This window comes from Paenibacillus sp. D2_2 (genome assembly GCF_031199965.1).
Lineage (GTDB): Bacteria > Bacillota > Bacilli > Paenibacillales > Paenibacillaceae > Fontibacillus.
The window spans coordinates 4,909,745-4,933,062 of record NZ_CP133605.1; the positions used below are offsets into that span (position 1 = coordinate 4,909,745).

Here is a 23,318-nt window from a genome sequence, read left to right on the forward strand (position 1 = left end):
CCGATACAAGGGGACAAACAACGTTGTCCGGTCCATCTCGAGGATATAACGCAAATACTGACTAAGCATGGTTAGCAAGTAAGCTGCTTTTTTCCGTCCATATAGCAGAAGGAAATAACGCTACTCAAAGCGTTGTATAAGAAATGCGGTTTGATCTGGGCTTGATGGAACGCCTGCTCGTTCTGAATCGCCTCTTGAATCGCCGTTTTCATAGCTATCAACGTCTGGATGCGGGCAACCAGCGTATCAGCATCAAATGGTTTGGTTACGTAATCGTTTGCCCCTGATCGAAAGCCAAGCGCCACATCCTGCGAGTTGTCCTTGACCGTCGCAATCAGGATCGGCAGATCGAGTATGGAGTAGTGTTCTCGCAGCATCTCGCACAGCTTAAATCCTGATGTTTCCGGCATCATGACATCAAGGATGACAAGATCGACTTGTGGATGCTCGCTTATTTTGGCGATCGCTTCTTTGGCCGAAAAAGCCGTGATAACATTATAGCGGTGCCGCTTCAAGATGTTCAGCAAAATATGAATGTTCGATGCCTCATCGTCCACAATCAGAACGGTACGTGGATTTTGCTCGATGATGTCGAGCGATTCCCCCATAGAAATGCGCTCCGGCAGAGCTGTTGTGACCGCGATCTCCCCTAGCGAAGATGATTGCACGGCGCTTGGCAGTGTAAACAGGATACAGGTCCCTTTGCCGATCTCCGACCAGTCGATCCGAATATCCCCACCCATCCGCTCAACTAATTTGCGGCTAATATAGAGTCCAATACCCATACCCGTGTAGCCGTCTTTCGGCAAAGGCTGGTCCGCCTGCTCGAAATATTCGAACACAATCTGTTGCTTGTCGAGCGGAATGCCTGTCCCTGTATCCTCCACGAAAATAGAGATCATTTCGCCCGTGGAACCGGCCGTCACCTGGATCGTTCCGTGTTCCGTATGCTTGATCGCATTATGAACGAGGTTATAAACAACTTGCCGCAGACGGTTTTCGTCGGCGTACACCCATACGTCCGAATCAACCCGATTTTCCAGCTTCACTTTTTTGCCCAACAGCTCGAATTGCAGCACGTCAAATACGATCTGCACGACGACTTTGACATCGACAATAGATAGATTAAGACGTAGTTCCCCGTACCTTAAGCGGGTCACATCGATCAGATCGTTGATCAGCATGGAGAGCTTGAGCGACGTATCTTTGACCAACCATAAATTTTGCTTTTGCTTGGAGGACAAATTGTTCTCCTCATCGTCCAGAAGGTAGGACGTAATGTTCAAAATGCCATGCAGCGGGGTCTTGATTTCATGCGATGTCTGCTCCAAGAATTCATCTTTGAGGTTGTTGGAGACCATCAATTGATGCGTTAAAATTTCCGTTTTCTTATAAGCGTTCGTAAAGCGGACCGCCAGCAAAATATTCATAAAGATAATAAAACCAAGGACCCCGGTTTTTCCAATTAAATCGCTCGAGACAATATTGTCAGAATAGAGAACGGAGTCCACTAAAAAAAACGCTAACGACAGACTTCCGCCCATGAACAAGATAAGTTCTTTCCGGTCAGACGATTCGCTACGTTTGCTGCTGAATAAATATATCATCCTGCCGAAAATAAACACATTCACCAGGGCTAAGTATAACCAGATTAAATATTTGATTTCGCTAATTACGTAATAGGGCAGAACGACAACCGCAATCATAGAAAGAACGAGCGGAGACAGGATACCAATTAATTTGCGGGACGACATGAGGCGGGCGTCGATCGAATGGAAGAACAGGATAATAACAACAGCACCAAAAAATATGCTGATATCCAGCATTTTATAGGCTAGATTAAAAGGAAGATTCTGAACTAGACGCTGCACTATTTTCTCCCGAACAACAACTGACCTACCATTAGAGAAAATAAATAGATTCCACTGTACAAATATGTCCTTTCCCGGCCTCGCAGGAAATAAAAACTGAGATGATACGCACCGAACATGGCGAGGACGAGCACGGCTGCAATGTCAGTACCAATTTGGATACCTTCCACTCTCGCAATATCACTATGCAACCCGAATTGAATGGAGTTGACGATTCCCCCTGTAACAAACTCGTAGTTGGCAACCTGAATGATGATCTCAACCTCGCCATTACTCACATGAAATAAAGCAATGTACGGCGTATTGCCAGGAAGATGAGCTTCTTCGACCGTGGTCGGAGAACCGCTACTCCCTTCTACCTGCCCGTTGACATAAAGCGTATGAGACATACGGACGCTTCTTATCTTCATGCCGAAGATCTCATTCCCTTCACCGACCTTGACTTTAAGGCGGTACGTCCCAAATCCCGTTCTATTCATTCCTCCATTTTCATGCTTCCCTTTCCATGTGCCTGGCACGTTGAAATAGGAAACCTCCGAGCGAGTTCCTTGCTGAAAATCAGAGGGAGCCAGCAACTCGCCTTCATAAAACTCCCACTGACCATCCAGATTAACAACACCGTTGTTTCGAAAATCCCATGCGGATAAATCCAATATGCCATGCTTCGCCCACGGTGTATCCCTACTTGGCGTCGTCTGACTATAAAAAAAGGCATAGATCCCGACAGATAGTACAAAAATGAGGACAATGCCGATTAGCTTGCGAAAAATCCCCTGACCCAAAGCACTGTCCCCTTCCAAAAATTCGAACTAACTATTACCTTTGTATCACAAAATACTTTCAAGAAATAGTTTTTTGTCGATTCTACTTTTTCATCTCTCTGCCTTCGGCATCCTTCACCCATTGATGCTCCTTAGCCGCTTCTTCGATTTCGTGGAATGCCCAGTGGTTAGTTGGTACGTCAAGGAAGCTAGGTGTCTCAACTCCGTACAATGGTCCTCGCTCGAACAAGCGATTTAAGATTTTCACCGCTTCTGCGCGGGTAAGCTTCTGGTTAGGCTTAAACATACTGTCCGGGTATCCCTCCATGATGCCGTAAGCCTGTGAGCGCATAATCGCTTCGTACGCCCAATGCTTGTCGGAAAGATCCGCATAGATGACTTGATGCTCTGCACTTATACCTGTTTTGCCTTGCTTCGCCATCAAGTGATCGACGATGACCGCCATCTCCGCTCTCGTAATGGCTTTCTCCGCGTCAAAGCTTCCATCCGCGTAACCCTGCATTAAGCCTGCTTGATTCACCATCTCTATTTCTTTGAATGCCCAATGCTTCGTGTTGGTATCCTTGAAGGGCGAAGTTTCATTGCCTTCGTACTTGATGCCAAGATTGCGTGTGAGCATGACCGCCATTTGGGAGCGGGTCACGATTTTCTCCGGCCCAAAAGTGCCGTCAATAAAGCCATTAATAAATGGCTTATGCGTTTCCGCTTCTTCAACTACTCCAGTGTCTCCAGCTTCCCCAGCTTTCTCTCCTTCGGCTTGCTGCTGCCGTGCTGGAGATTCCCCTGTTGTTGGCACTGTCCCCGGATTTGGTCCCATATCTGGCCCTGGATTCGAAGCCACTTTAACCACTTGCGTTACATAAAATGCAACATCGGCCATGTTCTTTGCCTTTATCGTAACCGTCACGTTATAGGTGTCCGCAGCTAAGCCGTCTTTTGCTTTGATTGTAAAAGTTGTCGATTTTGTCTCTTCATCCAGATTCGTTGCAGTTGGTCCTACTATTTCAAAGCTTCCTGCATGTGTCCCATCGATCGATACGGAGAGATCATCCAAGTCAGCCGTACCGGTACGGGTAATCGTGATCGTTCTCGTTTCTTGCTTACCTCTCGAATAGCCAGCAGTCAATTCCGTTAACGTCTGATTACTTACCGGTGCTATGGAATAGATTAAACCATCATCACCTAATTTCTGAATTCTATTATTGCCATAGTCGGCTACGTACACATTGTCCATGCGGTCGATCGTAACACCCGTCGGATAATCAAATTCACCAAGCTCACTTCCGTATCCATATTTAGGAACATTCGGACCGTCGTAGTCTTTGCCCCACTTAATCCATTGATCTGTTGCTAAATTTAGCTTCTGAATACGGTGATTGTTGCTATCCGCCACGTATACATTCCCCAGGCCATCTATCGCAACGCCATTCGGTTCATCAAACTCGCCAAGTTCACTTCCTGGTCCGCCGCTAGCTTTCTTCCACTCGCTCCATGTCGTCGGATATTCATAGGTTATCTCGCCTGTCTCCTGATTTATACGTTCTTGTTTGTCGATCATTGCCTTCTGAATACGATGGTTGTTTCGGTCTGCAATGTACACTGATCCTTGATTGTCAACGGCAATGCCAACCGGTTGATTAAATTCACCAAGCTCGCTCCCCTTCACTTGGCCGCTTTTTCCCATACAATCCACTCCCCGGTTGCTGCATCGAACATCTGGATACGCATATTCGTCGTATCCGCTACATACACATTGCCGTCAAGACCCACTGCCACGCTGTTCGGAAGACGAAACTCACCTGGTGAGATCCCCATCCTTTATCAATCACATTCGTACCATTGTAATCTTTTCCCCACATGCTCCATTGTTCTGTGATTGGGTCCCACTTCTGAATCCGATGATTCAATTTGTCGGCTACATAAATATTACCGCCACTGTCGACGGCAACATCGGTCGGACTATTAAATTGTCCCAATTGGCTTCCAGGTTTAAGATCGCTTCGTCCCCACGAGGTCCATACACCTGTTATCACATTGAGCTTTTGAACTCGATTGTTGTCATAATCGGCGACATATACATTGCCCTGGTCATCCGTTGCCACGCCGACAGGATATCCAAACTCACCCAGTTCGGTGCCGGGATCGTTCTTGCCGTACTGACTCCATCCCAAAGCCGCCATCGCAGGATTCGCCAATAAGGCGGATGAGATCATCAAGAAGATAATGCACCATATTAACAATTTTCCCGTAAACTGTTTTCCGCTTCCTCGATTCATTTTATTCATATTCTCCTCCTTAATAAAAATTGGTTCATTAGCTCTCATCCTAGCAAAACGATCTCCCAAGATTCTCACAAGATTTGGAGAAACACAGCGAATAATATCGAAAAATGTTAGAAAACAAAACAAGCTGCCAGGTGAAACCAGCAGCTGTTCTTAATTATTTTTATTTTAAAAATGTTTCGCACATCCAATTATAAAATTTATCCTTCTCTTCGAAATGTGGATAATGGGCTGACTTATCAAAAGATATGAACTCCTTTTGATCCGCTTCAATCCTATCAAAATATTTTTTGGCTGCATTAGATGAGGTCATAGCGTCGTATTTACCCATTACAAAATAAAATGGTAAATCAAGCTTAGTGGCTATCTTAGGTAGTGGCTTATCAAAAACCTCTTTTACAAGTTGTGCTTGTGTCTTAGCAACTCCATTGTTATAGCGAATAAAATCCAACAAATTATATTCACGACTTAATAGTATTTCGCCATCCGACATATTAATAAGTCTTGTAGCGCCGCCGTACTTTCCTACATAACCTCTTGGAGCCGCTGCCTCTCCTTTATATATTTTTTCAGCGATCCCCTCTAAGTACTTCACATCTTCTGTATTTCCGGCTTTTTTCGCTTCACTTATTGTATAATTCAAATTATCTATTTCACTTTCTTGCATATTACTTACCTGACCAATCCCAATATAGGCTTCATATTTATCTGGAGCTTTATAAGCAGCCTTTGCTCCTAAGTATGTGCCGTAAGAATGACCTATTAAGATCACTTTCTCTTTACCAAATCGTTTTGAAATATAATCCGTAAGTTCTATTAAATCATCTACAAGCACATCTGCCGTTAAGTTAGAATAATCCTCATTAAAATGATACGATTTACCGCTTCCTCTTTGATCGTAATTAACGATAGTGAAATCTTTTTCTAATAGGTCTTCGTACTTGGCATAAGGTATTTCGGAGACACTCGGTCCCCGTGTACATATATAATGACCGGGTTATTTATATCACGACCTCTAATCATGATTTGCTGATTGGTACCATTGATCTCAACTTGTTCTAAAACATTAATACTGTTATCACCTTTGATATTCGAAGTCCATGTGGGCCTGAAAAGTGCTATTACCAGTATTACAATAATAGATACTCCGATATATTTTATGAATCTCTTTATGTTTTTCATCATACTCCCCCTTACTAAATACTCTACACATGAAAGGTAATATACTGTAGTGCCGGTAAGTCATTAATGAAGAACGTCAAATATGACCTTTGGCTAAAAGTAAGTGACTGCATCAAAAAAGAGTGTAAACAAAGTCGATTTCACTTTGCCTACACTCTCTTACTTAATGTTTCTTATCTCCTATAAGACTCTCTTCCATAGCTTTAATAATCGCAGAAGATCTGTTTTTTACATTCAATTTTGAGTAAATGGTAGAAACATAATTTTTCACAGTTCCCATGGAAAGAAACATCTTTTCTGAGATGTCTTTATTGGACAATCCTTGGGTTAAACATTTTAGAACTTTTATCTCTTGATGATTTAAATCATATGGATGATTCATAGATTTAGGGTCATGATCCATGTGGGTGTTATTATTTGATTGTATCTGGCCAAACACCTCTTTTGCTAATTGTTGAGGAATGAGGGAACCTCCGTGATACACCATTTTTATTCCCTGAACTAAAAACTCTGGATCAACCGCCTTTAATATGTAACCCTCTGCACCCGCATTTAGGGCATTCAATACGTGAGTAACATCCTGAAAAGTAGTAAGTATGATAACTTTAATATTGGGCCAACGTTTTTTTATTTCCTCTGTCGCCTTTACCCCATCCATCACCGGCATTTGAATATCCATTAAAAGAACATCAAGATTTTCCCTTTCGCATAAATCAATGGCCTCTTCTCCATTTTCCGCAGTTCCAACAATCTCAATGTCAGAAATATTTTCAATCACAATTTTTAAGCTTTTTCTTAAAATCTCTTGATCTTCAACGATTGCTGCTTTAATCATGATCATTAAACTTCCTTTGCCATAGGTATGTTACACGTTATCTTCATACCATTATTCAATTTAGAATCAAAGTTAACTGAACCTGCTAATGCCGATATTCGATCTTTCATGGAACGTAAGCCAAACCCTAAATTCAGCTCGTTACAACCATTTCCATTATCCTCAATAAGAACAATCAGTTCTTCTTGTTTAAACGATATATTTACTTTGATAGAAGTAGCCTGGCCATGTCTTTTTGCATTTGTAAGTCCTTCTTGGATACAACGAATAATGGCAAGCTTTACTCTTTCACTGATTTTGGAGGCTTCCCCTTCGACAATCAGTCGTATATCCGTTGATGTATGTTTCATAAAATCAGCAATCAGTTCTTCCACTGATTCAACAAGCGTCTGATGATTCTCTGGAGACATATGGTGAATCGTCTTTCTCACATCGTTCAATCCATTTCGGGCTAAATCTGAAATCTCCTTTATACTTTTTTCTGCCTCTATTTTGTCAGCCTGATATAAAAAAGGAAGGGCATCTAAACTTGTTATGACAGATGTGAAAATATGGCCTACTGTATCATGCAAATCTTGTGAAACTCTATTTCTTTCTTCTTTAATCGTCAATTCCTCAATCTGTTTTGAGTAGTATTCCAAATCCTTGTTTTTCTCCTCGATAGAAGCGATTAACTCTTTATTAGCTTTATTGACAATGGTCATCCTTCCTAAGCAGAATCCAATACCATAGAAAATAATTGTATCAATAAAAATGGCAAAGAAATTCTTATTAATGAAGAGACTGCTAGCCCAAGTAACAACTACTAAGAAAGGTCCTAACCAAATTAATGGCTTAGTTTGACAAGCGTAAGCAACAGTAAGAATAGGCACGAGTAGAAAACTATAAGTCACTGATATTTCATACTGACTTGATAAGTAAATAAACAAAGAACCCGTTAACAACACCTCAGCCATTAAATAATATTGGAACCTTATAAGCCCAGGCCGGTAAAATAGATGGGGTACTAAATAAGAACAAGTAGCCCATAAAAGTATGATCCACTTTTCTGAACGAGTCGAACTAACGAATATCGAGTAGCCATTAAATATAAACCATACCGTACGCATGAGAAATAAAAAATAGTCGGGCCAATGCCATTTCCTTTGATCGATAACTGCGTTCATTCTTCTCCCCCATCTTCGGTGTCTATAAAACCTTTAATCATTCCCTAACAGTCCTCAATTTACGGAGAATCTCTAGAAGCATTACATTAAGACTGACCCATACACCACCAAATACATATCCTGCAAAGACATCGCTGGGATACTGCATCTTGAAATAAATCCGGCTGATGCCTACCGCAAGGCAGATCAGGATTACGCACATAACAAGGGGCACACGGATATAACGAAAGTTGTAATATCTCAGCAGAAGGAAAGTCGAAAAACCACATACCGTCAGTGAAATTAATGTTTCTCCGCTCGGGAAGGTATTAATAAACTGGAAGCCAGCTGTAACGGGTCCTGGACGATGGAACAACATACGCAAAATTCCGTCAATTAACTCCCCTCCGGCAACTACCCATGCAAGAAAGATCAGGTCTAACTTACGTTCTTTGCTGTGCAGCATGATCCAAAGCGCTGCCAAACCAAGCACGGGACCATAGAAATAAAAGGTGCCGAACTTCGCAAAGGCATGCATCCATTCACTCCATTCGGTACCAAATGTGGCAGTAACCAGATAGGATACGATCTCATCGAACTGTCCCAATTCTTGGGCAAGAAAGTCCTGGATCAGACCGAGCATCAGCGAGAAAAATAAAACGAAAAAGGCAAACGAAGTAAGCAACAGAAACCGAACTTTACCGAACGAATTAAAGTGACGCTCACCCTGTATAAGTAGTTGCATAAGTGCATTAACTACTTGACGTTTATACTTACGATACACATAGATCACGATGGCCAGGATTACTGATACGATACCGAAGATGATCATGTAGCGGTTGACCGTTGAATGATACTGCTCCCATTTGGGGCCAAGCACTTTACCCAAGGAAATAAACAAGCCTACCCAAAAGATTGCGCCGGTATAGGCATAGAGTGCGTAACGCTTAAACGGCAAACGTGTAACGCCGCAGAAATACCCTGTAATATGTCGAACTCCAGGTATGAAATAAGCTACAAATAGTAGTTTGTCTCCATATTTCTCTAACCAGAGGGTCATCTTGTCTACGCGTTCTTCTGTAAGATGGACACGTTCCCCATACCGCGCAACAAACGGCCTTCCCAAACGGTATCCAATCCAATAAGAGAGCGTTACCCCGGCCAAGACACCTGAACCTGGCAGATATGATACTGATTAACCAGTTCAGCTTATGTTCATATACAGAGAGACCAATATAACTCATTATCATCTCCCCAGGAAGCGGCAATGCCAACATTTCGAGGAACAGGAACAAGGCGATAAGTCCATACCCATAGTGCTCCAGCAAATTTGTTAAAATGTCCAAGATTCATCACCTACTAAATATAGGCGGATTGCAGAACAACTAATCCGCAACCTCGATATAGCGCAATTGTAAACTTAGGAATACTATTGGTCAAATTGATATCCTTATGCCTCAAGAATTCCCTACAGCAGCTGACAACCTTCCACCTAACAGGATATGAGCTTCAGCTTCGGTGTCAGGTATTTCCGTATTCTCTGAAGCAGAGATATACTCATCAAAAGCACGGGTAAGATCTCCCTTCATAATCCAACAAACGGGATGTGGAAAGATACCTACTAAGTCGGAACTGACATTATGGAGCAACGGATACTTTGTGAGGAGATTAGTAAGAAGCGTGTCAATCTTCAATTTTTCTGATGATAGAGGTCGCTTCTTTTGATGTCCAAAAAAAGCAAGAGCAGCTGGTCATCCGGCTTATTTATGGAGCGATACGCGATGATCTCCATTTCTGTTAACGATGGCTCGTCTATATCACGGTTTTTATACCAATATTGAAATCGCTCAATAATGCGATTGTAGTCTTTCCGTAGAACATATGGGATCATATCAGGCATTTTCAACAGTAAATACTTCAGTGCTTCTTTTTTAGTGAAGTGAGATAAGTGCGGATAGATGGATGCAAGGATTTCGATAGCCATTTCGGCGCTGCCCGGGGTTCGGTATTTTTTTTGCGCGAGAAGCCATTTTGCAACTGGAGTGCGCAGTTTTAAATCAAGCTCTTCATCAGAAATGTCGATCTGCTCAAACAATTCCTTAGTTTTATCATGGGTTAATAAGTCACACAGGTTTTGCAGTTTTGAATGGTGCGACAAGTTTGTGTGAAATAGAACGGCTATCGTGTCGATTATTCCGTTATAGTAGACAAGCTGAAGATATCGGTTATTCTGCGGGGAGATTGCTCCGCACTTGTCTATCAGAAATGCACGTGCTGTATCATCGAGTATACGGTCGCATGTAGTACGAGTAGCGTCTAAATGATACGAGGAAGATTGTGGATAGACGTAGTATTTGTGTAATGAGTCTGCAAGGATACCGGCACAGCGGGCATTACGAAAATTCTCAATGGCAAACAGTGTATCATAACCGTAGTGTATATTTGCCATACGAGAAGAATCAAATCTGCGTAGCACCGACACTTTGTAAAGTTTACACCATACTGTCCTCATAAACTGATGATACTGAGAAAAATAAGTGTTAAACATATCAGGTCTATCTAATATGAGGTTTTGATCCAATATGCGAATCCCCATCAGATTCTTGTTAGTCTCATCGATAAAATCATGTCCACAAGCCGCGACATCGAGATCGTAATTCGATATAAATCGCATCATACTCGTCAAGAAGTTCGGTTTATATTCATCGTCTGCATCGAGAAAACAGAGATAATCGGAATCATCATAATTCTGGATAATTTCTGTCCAGCTATTCCCCTTTTCATGAACATGATTCTGCTTGTTTCTACGCGCAACAATACGTGAATCTTGGGACGCAAATTGTTCTATGATTTTACCTGTTCCATCGGTCGAGGCGTTATCCAATAGATACCAAACCCAGTTCTGCTCAGTCTGAGCAAGAACGCTCTGAATCGCACGCGCCATTGTTTTTTTTGCATTATAAGCGTAGGTGTATAAAATACACTTTTTCAAGGAGCCATTCATCCCCTAAGCATTTAAAAATATGTTCATGAGTTCGCGGAAATTCTCCCAGCTTCTATAGATTATGTGCGTTTGAATAAAAAGTGTATATGCGTTGTAACCTATCCCATTAGATGACTTTTGAATTAGCATGGCTGCATCCGAATGCGCTATATACAGATATCAGCTTATTGGAGGCTTTAACATATGATCTCATTAGTGACCCGCTCCCTTATTTCACTCCTCCTTCTATCCATTTTTTCTTCTGGACCTGTGATGGTCTATGCTAACGACAAGACGCCTTCAGGTACTATTGCCATCAGTGTACGGATAAGTCCTTCCGCAACATATGAGCACAAAACGGTTTTAACAGAGGTGGCAACTATTCAATTATTGAAGGGTAGTATAGAACAAAAAGCAGAACACCCTATTGGGCTCACCGACATTTACATAACGATCATACAACATGACAAGACAAGCCATTTTCGAATGGAGAAATCCGGCGCCTTGTGGAATGAAGCTGAATTAACACGTCTAGTCCTGACTCGTAAAGCAACGAAAAAATTGCAGGCCAATGCTAACTCTCTGAGAGCAAGTCATTATGGATCGATTCCCCCTTGGAGTGAAGTCAACAAACTGCTTCCGAAGAAAAGTAAGTTCTCTATTATAGATATGGAAAAGGGCTTAGTCTTTCGTGCGCAACGTCGTGCTGGAAGCAGGCATGCTGATGTGCAGCCGCTAACCAAAGAGGACACGAAGACGATGAAACAGATATTTGATAATCGCTGGAGTTGGGATCGAAGAGCAATCGTTGTCGTTATGGATAACAATAAAAGGATCGCAGCTTCTATGAATGGGATGCCTCATGGCGGGACGGAATTCCGGACAACGGATTCTCCGGGCACTTCTGTATTCACTTCTTAGACAGTAGTACACATCGCTCAATTCATCCGGATTTACTTCATCAGTTGAAGGTTCACACGGCTGCAGGAAAAAGGGATGAATTCCTTAACAGTTTAACTCCTAATAAGCTTATGCAGACATTTATTGCAGCATTGTCGCAACGGGATTCTGACCTTCTGACAACCATGTTGGAGGGTGCAAATCAAGAAACGGTAAACACTTTTCTGAAAGAACTGGAAAGCGGAACTGCATTTCGCATGATAATTAGAAAAAAACTCGCCCTAACAGACAAAGAGTATGGACTAACGGAACATATAGTTATACCCGTCTTAATGAAACGTAAGAACCAGTCAGAACAAAGCGTATCTCTCCAATTCGAGCTTGTACGAGAATCTGTCTATTTACCGTGGAAAATAATGAACGTGCAATTCACGCGAAAATGATCTATTTCTCCCCTTTATCAGCTAAGTAATCCGTCATATATTTTAGTTGCTTCTCACAGCCTGCTAATCGGTTTGTTATGATGTTCTCACACATGCTTTGCATAAAAGCGAGCAGAGACTCTTCAATATCTCGGCAATTTCCGGTGCATGTTTGGAGAGATATTCTGCCCGTGTTTGATACATCGCCAAATACTCATTAAGTAGCTCCGGCGTCATCTGCTTGCCCTGTATAAACGCCGTCATGTTAGACGAGTGTTTCCTAAAATAATACTTCGCGATATTCCACACGGCTATTCGCTGCGCCCGTTCAAATACCTTGTAGATAACGTGAATGTCGTCCACTAGCACATGGTCCGGAAATGACAGACCCTTCCACAGACTACGCCTAAAGAGCTTCGTAGGCGGTGCGGCGTTGTAAAGCTGACGCTTTAATAGCTCTCTTAATCCTTGCAATCGGTCAAAAACGAACCGTTTATTGTCGATGAAGTATGGCTCCAGCCTGTCCTCGAAATCGTTATAACTACCGCAAATGGCAATATCGGCATACTCTTCGCATGCAAGATCGGCGAGGAACGAGAGCATCGATGGCTCGCAACGGTCGTCGTCATCCACAAATGTAACATATTCACCCGTAGCGGCAGCAAGGCCCCTGTTGCGTCCAAACGATGCACCGATGTTTTGCGGAATAGTTAATAGTTTCACCCGCGCATCCGTTTCCGCGTAAGCGTCACAGAGCTCCGCTGTACCGTCGGTTGATCCATTATTGACTAGAATCAGCTCGTAATCACTGAATGTTTGATTCCGCAAGGAATCCAGCATGATTGGCAGATATTGCTCGCGATTGTAGGTAAGCAATATAACGCTAATAAACGGCATAGACACCTCCAGATGTTATAATTCGACAATAAGTAAATCACTTTCGTCAATACCAAGCTCGATAAACTGTCTCCTGAGTTCTTCCGCACATTTTGGTATCCGGATCCGATAAGGATCGTTATTGGCCTGTCACTAGCTATCTTCGTTATAGCGGCAGGGAGACGAACAGGAATTCCAGCAGCTAACATTCCGTTTTTTTGTTCATCGTTATCGAAGAAACCAGAAAAAGAAAGGCCGCATGCCTCAAAAGCAGTTTTCAAATATAAACCGATATGGCCGGTCGGAACAAGATATATGTCTCCTCCCTTGGCTAAAGCCCTCCTGGCTATTTGCTTAACGATGTCAAAGCACTGTACCCTCAGACGAGCAAGGCCCGCCGCAGCGCCCTCTGATAACAGCGTTTCAATTACAGAATGGTCGTGGTCTTTCGAAAGCGCGGCTGTACCTTTCAAATCATTTTGCTGCAAATATTGATCTATCCCAGCGGAGCTTTCGGTTATATGCTCATTGCTCATGGTACATAGCGCGGTAACGAGTTGGTAACGAAATTGCTCTATATAGATGCGGACAAAGCGGCGCTCTTGTTCCGTCTTTGCCGCACTCCGCATCAACCACTCCAAAGAGAGCATCAGCTTGCAGCACTCCAAAATATGCTCCGCTACAGTCATTCTTGAAATAGATGATGAACGCACTCGATACAAATAAACCAGCGTGTCAACGTAGTATACCGAGTGCGCCGAGAGCAATGTACGGACAGATACATCGACATCATGATAAATACTCAGCCAGCGTCTTTAAAGGCTTAACTGATGCATTACCATACTCCCGTAATTTTCGCGAAAAAATCAGCCGCCATGTTGCTACATTAAACGGCTGTGCTTCGCTCAGATATTCAAGGGCTTGATCCTTATTGCGCCCGTTAATGCGCTCGGTTTGATAAGTTTTGTCCGTAAAATTGATGACGTTTTCCTCCAAAACCGTACTGAACCGCCCAAAAAGCACATCGGGAGCGCCGCTTTGTAAAATATCCACGATTTCGCTATACGCATTCGGAGCTAACATATCATCGCCATCTACATAATGGATGTACTGCCCCCTTGCTTTTTTGGTGCCGTAAATGACTGCTCTGCCGGAACCAGCTCACCGGTCAGCTCGTAATATCGGATCTGTTGATGATTCGCTGCATATTCTCTGCAAATGGCATCGCTCCCGTCAATAGAGTTGTTATTGACCAGAACGATCTCATAATCATCAAAAGGCTGATTAATGATGCTGTCCAAGCACGCACCAATATAACGCTCTAAATTGAATACACTCACGATAAAGCTTACAAGCGGCCTTTGCCTTAATCTCCGCATATTCACACCTCTTGTATGAACCATTTTTCATGATATCCATTCATCTCTAAGTACCTCAGATAACGTTCTACCCCGACCGCGTATCCACGGATGGCTTGTAACCCAGTACTGTTCTTATTTTGCTCAAATCTGGACGGCGGCGCTGTGGGTTATCCGTATTGTAATGTTGATCCGTATGCTCACGAAAAAGGATGCTCCCGTTATATCCGAAGAGGAAGTTCCCGACAGAACGGTAGATCTCCACTAATTCTCGTATCGTCATTTCTTCCGCATCGTTACCGATATTAAAGATGTCGTACCTGGCGTACAACGCACATTTTAGCGATGCGAGCGTCGTATCCGAAGCATAACAGAAGGTACGGGTCGCTTTGCCGTCGCTGTACAAGACAATCGGTTCGTTCCTCATAATATTCAGCGCAAAATCTGCCGGGCGCGTTTATCGTTAGTTCGTAGCCCGGGTCCGAAGCTGTTAAATGGGCGCAACACGGTCACCGGGAAGCCTCTCTGATAATGAAAGTTATAACAGAGCGTTTCGGCATAACGCTTCGATTCATCATAACAGGAGCGCGGCCCGGAGCTGTTAACGTTGCCCCAATAAGTTTCTGGCGTTGGCACCAATCTAGGATCAGGATCACCATAAACCTCGCTGGTGGAGTAGAACAACAAGTTAAAGATACCTCTGTCACCGTAAAAGTCTAATAAGCGTCGCAACCCGACTACGTCGGCGTCCATCGTCTCGATGGGATGCAATCTGTAGTATACGGGAGACGCGAGCGACGCCATATGAAAAATAAGGTCCGCGTCGCCGGCGAACGAAAAATCCTCCCGAGTAACATCACCCTCGCGCACCGTGAACAGGGGGTGACTCTCTATTGCGTGAACCCATTTGGGTTTTCCAAAATATAGTTATCTAGCACATAGATACGTTTCACACCAAATGTCTGCCCATACTCTGCAAAAAACTGCACCAGCATAAATCCAAGAGAGCCAGCAAAGCCCGTTATTAATATGCTCCTACCAGACAGCGCGCTGCGCTCGCGCTCTGTGAGTCCATCCGCGATACTCCTCAAGTCCTCTATTAGAATTCTGTTATTCGTCATGTTGTTCATCAAATGGCTACTCCCCCCGTCAAATTACTACTTCATTTCCTAAGAAATATCTGCAATCGACGAAGCATGTGTCTGGAAAAACCCTATCAATACCTTTAAATTCTTCCCAAGCAGTCACAAGCGCGACCGTGTCGCAGGTTTCACACACCTCTTGCGCCGACGTACAATAGGTGATGGGAAGTCTGTACGTGTTTTGAAATTCCCGCATGGCAAGTGGATCATAGGTATAGATGTTAATATAACCCTCCTGTATCAGTGCAGCGATGATCTTCGCCGCCGGGCTGTCGCGAACGTCATCAGAACCCGGCTTGAACGACAGGCCGAGTATCCCGATTTTCTCGGTTTTCTCGCCTGCCACACGAGCGATTTTTCGAGCAGTCCGTTCCGGCATTTCGTTATTAAGAGAGATTACACCTTCCAGTATTCGTGGTATGAATCCCCGGTTTCGTGCGACAGCATCAAGGGCAGCTGTATCTTTGGGCAGGCAATACCCGCCGTAACCGCAGCCGGGGTATATGTAGGTATTGATTCCCGCGCCGGCAAGCCGTCTGTCCTCATGCAGAATGCGAAACGCTCTTGCCGTATCGATATCGCCGACCGCATCTGCAAGTAAAGCCATCTCATTCGAGTAGCTGATCAGCGAGGCAAGCAAGGAGTTTGATAGATATTTAATAAACTCAGCCGTGTTAGGCTCTACAATATGAAGCGGTGCGCTAAACGGCTTATAAAGCTCCGCGAGTACGTCTTTTGCTGTATCGTCAGACACACCACAGACAATTCTGTCAGGGTTCATGAAATCCTCCCAGCACTTGCCCTCACGTAGAAACTCCGGGTTTACCGCAACCGGATTATATACTCCCTTCGCGCGGACATGCGGCGTAACTCGTTCGTTAAGCGTTCCTGGTGGAATCGTGGATTTTACGACAAGTACACAATCTTTGGAGACTATTTCAAGAACGCTATCAATCGCAAATAGCATATATGACAAATCCGCGCTTCCGTCAGGTAGACCCGGGGTTCCAACGCAAAAAAAGCAGATGTCGCTCTTATACGCCGCATCTATTGCACTGTCCGCTATGGTGAATGCTTTACCGAAATTCCGTGCAAGCGCGTCATCCATTCCTGGCTCGAAGAACGGGACTTTTCCGCAGGATATCTCTGCACAGCGCTCTTTATTAATGTCATATCCGCACACAGTAAAACCTTTGTCCGCAAAACCGAGCGCAGTAGTCAGCCCGACAAACCCAAGTCCGAATACAGCTATACGCATTTCCTCTCCCCCTCAGTCCACCCATACTTTCCACTGCGCATTGCCGCTCTCCCAATCAGCTTCGAGCGCGCTTTTATCCCGAGCTGTATCCATGCAGGCCCAGAACTTATTATGCTTATATACACCAAGCTTGCCCTCTACGCTCAAGCGCTCAAGCGGATTACGCTCAAAAATCGTTGAATCTCCATCTATATAATCAAAGACTTCGGGTTCCAGCACCATGAAGCCTCCGTTTATCCAAACACCATCTTCCTGCACTTTTTCGTGAAAACCAGTTATTGTCCCATCACGGTCGTTGATGTTAAGAACGCCAAACCGCCCGCCAGGTTGAATCGCTGATAATGTGACGGTCTTTTCTGACTTTTCATGCGTTTGTATAAGTTGTGTTAGATCAATATCACTGACTCCGTCGCCGTAGGTCATCATAAACCGCTCATTGCCAATATAGGGCGCGATCCGCTTAATACGTCCGCCGGTCTGTGTGTGTAGCCCCGTATCCACGACGGTGACTTTCCATGGCTCCACGGTATTCGCGTGTACAATCATCTTGTTCTCGGCTGTAAAGTCAAATGTCATATCGCTGCGGTGAATATAATAGTTGGCAAAGTATTCTTTAATCATATATCCCTTATATCCACAGCAAATGATGAATTCGTTAAAGCCGTAATGAGCGTAAATCTTCATAATATGCCACAACATCGGTGCGTCACCGATCTCTATCATTGGCTTAGGTCGTAAATGCGATTCTTCACTTATACGGTCCCGAACCCCCCCGCGAGAATTACTACTTTCATATAAGCCTCCATTCCGGCGACTATATATTCACCCATAAAGTATGGTATGCCGATGAATAGGCTTGGGTGCATTCTTTTTCAAATAACAAAAAAGCCCCGATGTAAAATTAACATCGGGACATGGTTCCACACATTTTTATCACTGAATCATTCTAAGATTCATCCTTCGAAAATTTCAAATATCGATGGTTCCTTATATCTCCAAAAAATCGATTATCTCTTTTGCAGACATTAATAAATTCTATCATTTGATAATGTAGACAACATTAAAAAGATGCTATGAAAATTAAATTTCATAGCATCTTTTTGTAGCTTTAAATAAACCAATCACTGTCACAATATTTTAGTTTAATTGGTCCAATAGTTTTAACTTTAAATTAGGATATATTTTATAATACATTTTCTTTTCTATTAATTTATGTGCAATTACGATAGAAGCAAATACAAAAGTGTACAGAATAAATGCCCATGGATAAGCTAAAAACCAATCAAGTACATTTTTAAAGATATCCCCTCGATCTATTACTTTTAACTTTCCTAATATCATATAAACAATAAAGACAACGATTGGTAATGAAATAACACCCGAGATCATGTTTAAAGATCGTTTTTTATTCCGAGCTTCAATAAAAGTAGATTCATTTAAATATTCGCTAACCCCCACCGCTTGTTTTTCAAAGGTATCTTCACTCTTAATAGGTAAGTTGTAATCACTAATTATTTTGTGAAGCTGTTTAAGTTCTTCCGCGCTAGAAAAAACTTCAACCATCGTTTTTCCGTAATTCAATTTCCTCACTTCTTTCTCATTTTAAAATATTTGGTATAGAGGACCATAAATGAAGCGGTCCGGCTACAACCCGGAGGCTAACGCTTTTCCATGTTTATGTACCGAACGTCTGCCGGATTTCCTGCTCCGTGACCGGCAGCGCGATCGTCAGCTTCGCAGGGTCCTGCGGGAATAGATGACATTGATGATTTGACCTTGCTGCACCCAGGCAAGATTCGCGGCAGACAGTTCTTTTTATACCGTCACCTTGAATGTTTCCCCGTTTGGTTTGGTAACGGCGAGCGTAAGTTGCAGTTGAACTTTCCCGTATTCGGCCATACCCAGTGGTTCCACATCCAGTACTTTAGCTAGACCTTTCTCCCCGGTTTGCGCAATATCCGCCAGTTCCGGACTCGAGCCTTGTTTAACAAGCATGCCAAGTGATGTTATGATTTTTTGTATCATTATCCCTCCGGGTCAGATTCAAGTCATGGGGCCAACATAGATGAGTTCCGCCGGATTGGCCGGATGCTGTCCGAGTCCGATGTGGTCCCGGCCCGTGGCACCTGTAATTTGGATACAAGTGTTTCGAGCGTTTTCGTATAACGGCTGCCACTAGTTTCCGTCACCTCCAGCTCCAAAATAACAACCGGGTCAAAATTAATCAGTTTTCCGGTATCGCGTACCGAAAGGACGATAGCGGTAGCGGTGATAGGAACGGAACCTCCCGCGGCCATCTGCGCTTGCCTAGCCTCCTCAATGCTTTGATTCATGGCTTCGCGATGCTGTTTGGGGATGAGTCCCTTCATCATCATGCCGCTCAAACCTTTATTTAATAATTGATCGGCTTTTTGCAAATTGTCCTGTGCTTGTTTCTTTTTACCGAACCAGCCCATATGTTAAACACCTCGCTACAATCGTATTTTTGAGTTCATCAATGTCTCTATCACAATTGTAAGTAGCGGATGGAAAGGAGACAACGGGTTTGAAAGGATACAATACGGTAGCGATGATCAGCGGTTTTATTCCGGTTTAAGGAGTGAATTTGCGAAGTTCCCCCAGTTACGGCAATAAAAATCGGAAAATCCGCCTTTTAACGTTTGGAACGGCCCATTCGTATTGCGGTTTTCCACCTGAAATCCGGTTTAATATTTGCTCCGCAGCAGGTAAACTAGCTTCTTGTAATAGGCAGCGGATTCCTTGTATTTCCTGGCATCCTCAGAGATGACGGCAAGCGACTCATATAGAGTCTCCAAGCGGTTGGTTTGCTGAACGGACTCAAAATAAGGAAAACAGGCCAAGGCCTGCTCCATGGAACGTTCGAACTGCCCTTGCGCAAACGAGAGCTGACTTTGGTAGAACAGCAGCGACATTTGTTGATCAGTTGTTTCGGCGCTGCTTTCAAGCTCCTTGACCATCTGCGGGAGTAATGCCCATTGCTTTTGATTTAGTGCCAACTCGCAGCGGTAAATATCGAGCAGTGGTTGGAACTTCTGTCTAATTTCTTCGGGTTCGCGCCGAATCATTTCTTTAAAGCGGTCAATCTCCAACGCGGCTTTGTCATATTCGCCCAGCAGCGTTTGCATGATAATTCGGTTATTCATTATGGATGTCATCATTTCGCCCTGATTGGAGGTGTAAACCAGATATGCTTCCGCCATGGATAAGGCCAGCAGCGCTTCCTGAACAAGTCCGACCGTAAACTGATAACCGCTGTAGGTGAGATAGAACCCGCTCAAACGGTGAAAGAGCCTTTGTTCATAGACATGCTTCATCATTTGCTCAAACGTCTGTTTCGCCTCATCATACTGTTTCAAATAGATAAAAGCCTCAAGCATGAAATTATGCGCCGTCAGCCATGACTCGCTGCCTGGAGGAAGCAGTTCCGCAAGTTTTCGTGCTTGATGCAGTGCCTCGTAGTAATGGTGTTTGGATCTGAAAAGATGGATTTTATAATAAAACATCGCTTTTTTGGCTGGCAGGGGTAGATCATTATCGTCAGGACGACCGTATTTATCCAAGTAATAATTCAAATAATTCCGGTGTAAATAATTATGAGTTGCCGCGTCATTAAGTTGCTGGTAATATACGGCTTTCATTAAAGCTGTGGTCAGCTCGACAGTTAACGCATCGTCTCGGTCCGGCAGGTCGTTAACCTGCTGTTCATCGAAGGATGCAGCGGATCGGGATAACTTTTCGAAAATGGTCTCTGCCTGTTTCAACGTTTCCGGCGTTTGAGATGAAGCCTGCAGCAAATAAGAAGCGGAGACACCGAGACGGGAGGCTATATGTTCAGCCAAATCAGCGGCAAGCGGGTAACGCTCTGCGAGGATATTGGCAAAATGGGTTTGCGTCACTAAACCTTCAACCAGCTCTTTGCGGGTGATATTTTTCTTTTTGCACAAAAAATCGATTCGTTCTTTTAACATAGGTCGTGGAAAACCTCCTTTCCGCTAAAGATCCGTAAAAGTATACCATGATATATAGCAAAAAGGCCTGAAATTAGGAGAAACGGGTGAAAAGGCCTGCTATCGGATGCATCGATGGTCCCTCGTATGAAAATCATCCATTATTCAATATAAATACCTTGCGTAGCAGAGGGGCAAATTGGAGGAAGGCTTGATTTATCAAGGGTTGGTGAGTCATACGGTCCGCCCCAAAAATGAAAAAAGCCGAGCAAAACAGGAATGGATACCTGAGTTTCGCTCGGTGTTAAAAGAAAATAAAGTATTAGACCGGAGTTGTTGATTTGACGCGGGTTTTGGGTTACAAATTCGTCAGCTTTTAATAAATAAGTTTTAGACTGAAAAGCGTTGTTGTTCGAAATCACACCATGAGACGAAAAATAAAGTATTTTCTTAGTCTACAACTTTATTTTCCTAGTCTAATGTAGTGTAGCGCTTAGAAAAATGTAAATGAGCCCATCACCGTAATTTGGAAGCTTCTTATTTCCAATTTTACATGTAATGGGCTATTTATGTTCAGTGTAAGGCAGTGTAAGATACTGGTCGTTTATAAGACATTGTCATCTGCTAATTCATCCGCTTGGCGTTCGTAATCTTCTATGTTAGATGGAATCTTTAATCTTACTCTTTCGCCATCAAGGGTTACCCCCTTTTGCTCGCGTGTTTGAACGGATCATAAGGTTCGTTGTTTTTAAGGCAGGAGTATAAAACTTGGGCAATCTTACCGCCTACATGACCTATTGCTTTTCTCTTCGCCATTCCTCGTTCAACTAATCGCTTGTAGTAAACACGAAAACTATTTTCGCTTATTTTTGGCGATATCAATAGCAAAGTCATCAAGAATAAAACTCTGCGAGTGTCTCTAACACCCTCGTATGTCTGCCTACTCTTAAAAACGGATGTGCCCGAGATCTTATTCTCCGCGGCTACACCAAGGTACTTTTTAAACTCCAAATATGTTGAGAAACGTTCAACATCACCAATAGCGCCGATAAATGTACACGCCATATTCACTCATGATAGGGAAGGACATAAGTATTTTTGTATAAGGATGAGGTTTATAGCCTTTTTCTTGATCACCATAAAACAGGGATGCTATCTGTTTATCCATGCTTTTTATAGCTTCATCTATACGCAATGCTTCTTCAATTAGCCACGTTTGCCGTTCAGCTAGGTGTGGAATGTTCAAGGCTAATGTGTTGGGTAACAGTTCTGCTAAGGTCATAGAGGCTTTTGTAGCAGTAGATTTTGCACCAATAGTTATTAGAGTTTGCCTAAGCTCGTTTAAGTTCAGGATTGGTTACAGAAAATAATTGCTGGACTTGATTTTTACGTCTCGTTAACTGAGTAGTAAGTAACCAGCGATCTCTAGTTAATGTGCGGTATAAAACCTGCTCTGCACTAGCAGGACGAACTATTCGCACTGAACGCATATCAGGATGAAGGGTTTTGTGCCATCCCATATAAGCCATGATTCTAGCATCAATTTCATCAGATTTTTCATTAAGTCCTAGCTGGCGTTCACGAAAATCCTTTACAGCTTTATTTTCAACCTGATATATGGAATAGCCTCGATCTAATAGAACTCTAACAACTAAATATGAATAATGCCCTCCAGTTGGTTCCAGTAAAATAAAGAAATCCTGTGGTTTATACCCGAATTGTGCTTGAATACCTTCCAAAGCATGGATAAACTTTGTAATCCCTTGACTATCCGAGTTAAACTTCATTGTTTTACTGCGTTTCCATTCCTTTTCACTGCGGAACTTTTCAAATGGAATGCAAGCAGCAACATGGAAATCCGAACCAATATCTATTCCAACATAGAAGGGATAAAAAGCTCTTGAGTTGTCCGGGTCTTCAATATTGCTCGTATCCGTAAGCATAAAATCATTCAATTTATGATCACCTATTCGAATCATTTGCATCATAGTAACCAAGTTTTCTTTAGAGCTCCGCAATGGGCCCAATGTAGCATGTCAGGTTTTAGATTTGGTGCATTACCCATAATAAACTGAGAGGTCGAGAATCCGCCTCAATAACTTTAAAGGGCTTCTGTTAAGTTCTTTCGACAGGAGGAAACAATTTCCTACTTCCTCTGTTAAGTTCTTTGTTTTTCTACGCAAAAAAACCTGTCATTTCGACAGGTTGAATTATCATCAAATGTGCAGCGCCAAAAACATGGAGCGCCTCATTTCTGTTAAAGAAGTCCAGGAGGATGTCCTGCCGGCTCCAAACCTATTCTGGGCGGTTGTTC

The 23,318-nt window shown here is 43.1% G+C and carries 26 protein-coding genes and 2 pseudogenes; 2 read left to right on the plus strand and 26 right to left on the minus strand.

Annotation, left to right across the window (positions count from 1 at the left end; all coding sequences use genetic code 11):
• The 10 genes and pseudogenes from RE628_RS25215 to RE628_RS25260 form a co-directional block, all read right to left on the minus strand.
• A pseudogene (locus RE628_RS25215) lies at nucleotides 1-1,826 on the minus strand (response regulator); the annotation flags it as partial.
• 44 nt (nucleotides 1,827-1,870) lie between these two features.
• The gene (locus RE628_RS25220; protein ID WP_309155957.1) at nucleotides 1,871-2,653 is read right to left on the minus strand and encodes a hypothetical protein; all 783 of its coding nucleotides are present in this window, start codon (nucleotides 2,651-2,653) and stop codon (nucleotides 1,871-1,873) included.
• 82 nt (nucleotides 2,654-2,735) lie between these two features.
• Entirely contained in the window at nucleotides 2,736-4,337 is a 1,602-nt protein-coding gene (locus RE628_RS25225; protein ID WP_309155958.1) for an S-layer homology domain-containing protein, read from the minus strand.
• On the minus strand, nucleotides 4,316-4,429 hold the full coding sequence (locus RE628_RS25230) for a hypothetical protein (RefSeq protein WP_309155959.1): 114 nt from the start codon (nucleotides 4,427-4,429) through the stop codon (nucleotides 4,316-4,318). Before RE628_RS25230 ends, RE628_RS25225 begins: the two co-directional genes overlap by 22 nt.
• Nucleotides 4,396-4,938: an NHL repeat-containing protein gene (locus RE628_RS25235; RefSeq protein ID WP_309155960.1), complete on the minus strand. Its 543-nt coding sequence runs from the start codon at nucleotides 4,936-4,938 to the stop codon at nucleotides 4,396-4,398. Before RE628_RS25235 ends, RE628_RS25230 begins: the two co-directional genes overlap by 34 nt.
• 160 nt (nucleotides 4,939-5,098) lie before the next feature.
• Nucleotides 5,099-6,117 (minus strand): annotated as a pseudogene (locus RE628_RS25240) (alpha/beta fold hydrolase).
• 163 nt (nucleotides 6,118-6,280) lie between these two features.
• The gene (locus tag RE628_RS25245; protein WP_309155961.1) at nucleotides 6,281-6,952 is read right to left on the minus strand and encodes a response regulator transcription factor; all 672 of its coding nucleotides are present in this window, start codon (nucleotides 6,950-6,952) and stop codon (nucleotides 6,281-6,283) included.
• A 5-nt stretch (nucleotides 6,953-6,957) separates the two neighbouring features.
• A complete protein-coding gene (locus RE628_RS25250; protein ID WP_309155962.1) occupies nucleotides 6,958-7,908 on the minus strand; it encodes a sensor histidine kinase in 951 nt (316 codons plus the stop codon).
• Nucleotides 7,909-8,155: 247 nt separating this feature from the next.
• On the minus strand, nucleotides 8,156-9,262 hold the full coding sequence (locus tag RE628_RS25255; protein WP_309155963.1) for a bifunctional DedA family/phosphatase PAP2 family protein: 1,107 nt from the start codon (nucleotides 9,260-9,262) through the stop codon (nucleotides 8,156-8,158).
• Nucleotides 9,263-9,787: 525 nt separating this feature from the next.
• On the minus strand, nucleotides 9,788-11,101 hold the full coding sequence (locus RE628_RS25260; protein WP_309155964.1) for a glycosyltransferase family 2 protein: 1,314 nt from the start codon (nucleotides 11,099-11,101) through the stop codon (nucleotides 9,788-9,790).
• Between the two features lie 183 nt (nucleotides 11,102-11,284).
• On the opposite strand from RE628_RS25260, the gene RE628_RS25265 reads away from it, so the two are divergent.
• Nucleotides 11,285-12,001, plus strand: coding sequence for a hypothetical protein (locus RE628_RS25265; RefSeq protein ID WP_309155965.1), 717 nt, complete (start codon nucleotides 11,285-11,287; stop codon nucleotides 11,999-12,001).
• A 497-nt stretch (nucleotides 12,002-12,498) separates the two neighbouring features.
• Here RE628_RS25265 and RE628_RS25270 read toward each other — a convergent pair whose 3' ends face one another.
• From RE628_RS25270 to RE628_RS25315, 10 genes are all read right to left on the minus strand, one after another.
• Nucleotides 12,499-13,230: a glycosyltransferase family 2 protein gene (locus RE628_RS25270; RefSeq protein WP_309155966.1), complete on the minus strand. Its 732-nt coding sequence runs from the start codon at nucleotides 13,228-13,230 to the stop codon at nucleotides 12,499-12,501.
• The gene (locus tag RE628_RS25275; RefSeq protein WP_309155967.1) at nucleotides 13,197-13,991 is read right to left on the minus strand and encodes a hypothetical protein; all 795 of its coding nucleotides are present in this window, start codon (nucleotides 13,989-13,991) and stop codon (nucleotides 13,197-13,199) included. Before RE628_RS25275 ends, RE628_RS25270 begins: the two co-directional genes overlap by 34 nt.
• A 76-nt stretch (nucleotides 13,992-14,067) precedes the next feature.
• Nucleotides 14,068-14,418 carry a glycosyltransferase gene (locus RE628_RS25280; RefSeq protein ID WP_309159571.1) on the minus strand — a complete coding sequence of 117 codons (351 nt, stop codon included), beginning with the start codon at nucleotides 14,416-14,418 and terminating at the stop codon, nucleotides 14,068-14,070.
• Entirely contained in the window at nucleotides 14,373-14,618 is a 246-nt protein-coding gene (locus RE628_RS25285; RefSeq protein ID WP_309155968.1) for a glycosyltransferase family 2 protein, read from the minus strand. Before RE628_RS25285 ends, RE628_RS25280 begins: the two co-directional genes overlap by 46 nt.
• A 106-nt stretch (nucleotides 14,619-14,724) precedes the next feature.
• Complete coding sequence (locus RE628_RS25290) at nucleotides 14,725-15,063, minus strand: Rossmann-fold NAD(P)-binding domain-containing protein (RefSeq protein ID WP_309155969.1); 339 nt, start codon at nucleotides 15,061-15,063, stop codon at nucleotides 14,725-14,727.
• A gap of 5 nt (nucleotides 15,064-15,068) precedes the next feature.
• Entirely contained in the window at nucleotides 15,069-15,506 is a 438-nt protein-coding gene (locus tag RE628_RS25295; protein ID WP_309155971.1) for an NAD-dependent epimerase/dehydratase family protein, read from the minus strand.
• 20 nt (nucleotides 15,507-15,526) lie between these two features.
• Nucleotides 15,527-15,769: a hypothetical protein gene (locus RE628_RS25300; protein WP_309155973.1), complete on the minus strand. Its 243-nt coding sequence runs from the start codon at nucleotides 15,767-15,769 to the stop codon at nucleotides 15,527-15,529.
• A 16-nt stretch (nucleotides 15,770-15,785) separates the two neighbouring features.
• Nucleotides 15,786-17,036, minus strand: a complete 1,251-nt coding sequence (locus tag RE628_RS25305) for a UDP-glucose dehydrogenase family protein (protein WP_309155975.1) — start codon at nucleotides 17,034-17,036, stop codon at nucleotides 15,786-15,788.
• A 12-nt stretch (nucleotides 17,037-17,048) separates the two neighbouring features.
• Nucleotides 17,049-17,759: a glucose-1-phosphate cytidylyltransferase gene (rfbF, locus tag RE628_RS25310; RefSeq protein WP_309155977.1), complete on the minus strand. Its 711-nt coding sequence runs from the start codon at nucleotides 17,757-17,759 to the stop codon at nucleotides 17,049-17,051.
• A 414-nt stretch (nucleotides 17,760-18,173) separates the two neighbouring features.
• Nucleotides 18,174-18,626 (minus strand): DUF6097 family protein, encoded by a 453-nt coding sequence (locus RE628_RS25315; protein ID WP_309155980.1) that lies wholly within the window; start codon nucleotides 18,624-18,626, stop codon nucleotides 18,174-18,176.
• Nucleotides 18,627-18,666: 40 nt separating this feature from the next.
• On the opposite strand from RE628_RS25315, the gene RE628_RS25320 reads away from it, so the two are divergent.
• Entirely contained in the window at nucleotides 18,667-18,792 is a 126-nt protein-coding gene (locus RE628_RS25320; protein ID WP_309155982.1) for a hypothetical protein, read from the plus strand.
• Nucleotides 18,793-18,851: 59 nt separating this feature from the next.
• Here RE628_RS25320 and RE628_RS25325 read toward each other — a convergent pair whose 3' ends face one another.
• The 6 genes from RE628_RS25325 to RE628_RS25350 all read right to left on the minus strand — a co-directional run bounded on the left by RE628_RS25325 (nucleotide 18,852) and on the right by RE628_RS25350 (nucleotide 22,992).
• Nucleotides 18,852-19,031, minus strand: a complete 180-nt coding sequence (locus tag RE628_RS25325; RefSeq protein WP_309155984.1) for a hypothetical protein — start codon at nucleotides 19,029-19,031, stop codon at nucleotides 18,852-18,854.
• A 53-nt stretch (nucleotides 19,032-19,084) separates the two neighbouring features.
• On the minus strand, nucleotides 19,085-19,492 hold the full coding sequence (locus tag RE628_RS25330) for a hypothetical protein (RefSeq protein WP_309155986.1): 408 nt from the start codon (nucleotides 19,490-19,492) through the stop codon (nucleotides 19,085-19,087).
• 249 nt (nucleotides 19,493-19,741) lie between these two features.
• Entirely contained in the window at nucleotides 19,742-21,025 is a 1,284-nt protein-coding gene (locus tag RE628_RS25335; RefSeq protein ID WP_309155988.1) for a helix-turn-helix domain-containing protein, read from the minus strand.
• Between the two features lie 678 nt (nucleotides 21,026-21,703).
• Entirely contained in the window at nucleotides 21,704-22,069 is a 366-nt protein-coding gene (locus tag RE628_RS25340; RefSeq protein ID WP_309155991.1) for a transposase, read from the minus strand.
• Nucleotides 22,038-22,286, minus strand: coding sequence for a hypothetical protein (locus RE628_RS25345; RefSeq protein WP_309155992.1), 249 nt, complete (start codon nucleotides 22,284-22,286; stop codon nucleotides 22,038-22,040). The genes RE628_RS25340 and RE628_RS25345 overlap by 32 nt, the downstream gene beginning before the upstream one ends.
• A gap of 49 nt (nucleotides 22,287-22,335) precedes the next feature.
• Nucleotides 22,336-22,992: an IS110 family transposase gene (locus RE628_RS25350; RefSeq protein WP_309155994.1), complete on the minus strand. Its 657-nt coding sequence runs from the start codon at nucleotides 22,990-22,992 to the stop codon at nucleotides 22,336-22,338.
• Nucleotides 22,993-23,318: the final 326 nt, after the last annotated feature.

Excerpts from the sequence above, each read along its gene's own strand:
- RE628_RS25290 (WP_309155969.1), bottom strand. The coding sequence starts at position 15,063 with ATGAGGAACGAACCGATTGTCTTGTACAGCGACGGCAAAGCGACCCGT.
- RE628_RS25330 (WP_309155986.1), bottom strand. The coding sequence starts at position 19,492 with ATGGGCTGGTTCGGTAAAAAGAAACAAGCACAGGACAATTTGCAAAAA.
- RE628_RS25320 (WP_309155982.1), top strand. The coding sequence starts at position 18,667 with ATGAAGCGGTCCGGCTACAACCCGGAGGCTAACGCTTTTCCATGTTTA.
- RE628_RS25325 (WP_309155984.1), bottom strand. The coding sequence starts at position 19,031 with ATGCTTGTTAAACAAGGCTCGAGTCCGGAACTGGCGGATATTGCGCAA.
- RE628_RS25345 (WP_309155992.1), bottom strand. The coding sequence starts at position 22,286 with ATGACCTTAGCAGAACTGTTACCCAACACATTAGCCTTGAACATTCCA.
- RE628_RS25250 (WP_309155962.1), bottom strand. The coding sequence starts at position 7,908 with ATGGCTGAGGTGTTGTTAACGGGTTCTTTGTTTATTTACTTATCAAGT.
- RE628_RS25265 (WP_309155965.1), top strand. The coding sequence starts at position 11,285 with ATGATCTCATTAGTGACCCGCTCCCTTATTTCACTCCTCCTTCTATCC.
- RE628_RS25350 (WP_309155994.1), bottom strand. The coding sequence starts at position 22,992 with ATGATGCAAATGATTCGAATAGGTGATCATAAATTGAATGATTTTATG.
- rfbF (WP_309155977.1), bottom strand. The coding sequence starts at position 17,759 with ATGATAGAGATCGGTGACGCACCGATGTTGTGGCATATTATGAAGATT.
- RE628_RS25235 (WP_309155960.1), bottom strand. The coding sequence starts at position 4,938 with ATGAATAAAATGAATCGAGGAAGCGGAAAACAGTTTACGGGAAAATTG.
- RE628_RS25340 (WP_309155991.1), bottom strand. The coding sequence starts at position 22,069 with ATGGCGTGTACATTTATCGGCGCTATTGGTGATGTTGAACGTTTCTCA.
- RE628_RS25245 (WP_309155961.1), bottom strand. The coding sequence starts at position 6,952 with ATGATTAAAGCAGCAATCGTTGAAGATCAAGAGATTTTAAGAAAAAGC.
- RE628_RS25335 (WP_309155988.1), bottom strand. The coding sequence starts at position 21,025 with ATGTTAAAAGAACGAATCGATTTTTTGTGCAAAAAGAAAAATATCACC.
- RE628_RS25260 (WP_309155964.1), bottom strand. The coding sequence starts at position 11,101 with ATGAATGGCTCCTTGAAAAAGTGTATTTTATACACCTACGCTTATAAT.
- RE628_RS25305 (WP_309155975.1), bottom strand. The coding sequence starts at position 17,036 with ATGCGTATAGCTGTATTCGGACTTGGGTTTGTCGGGCTGACTACTGCG.
- RE628_RS25225 (WP_309155958.1), bottom strand. The coding sequence starts at position 4,337 with ATGGGAAAAAGCGGCCAAGTGAAGGGGAGCGAGCTTGGTGAATTTAAT.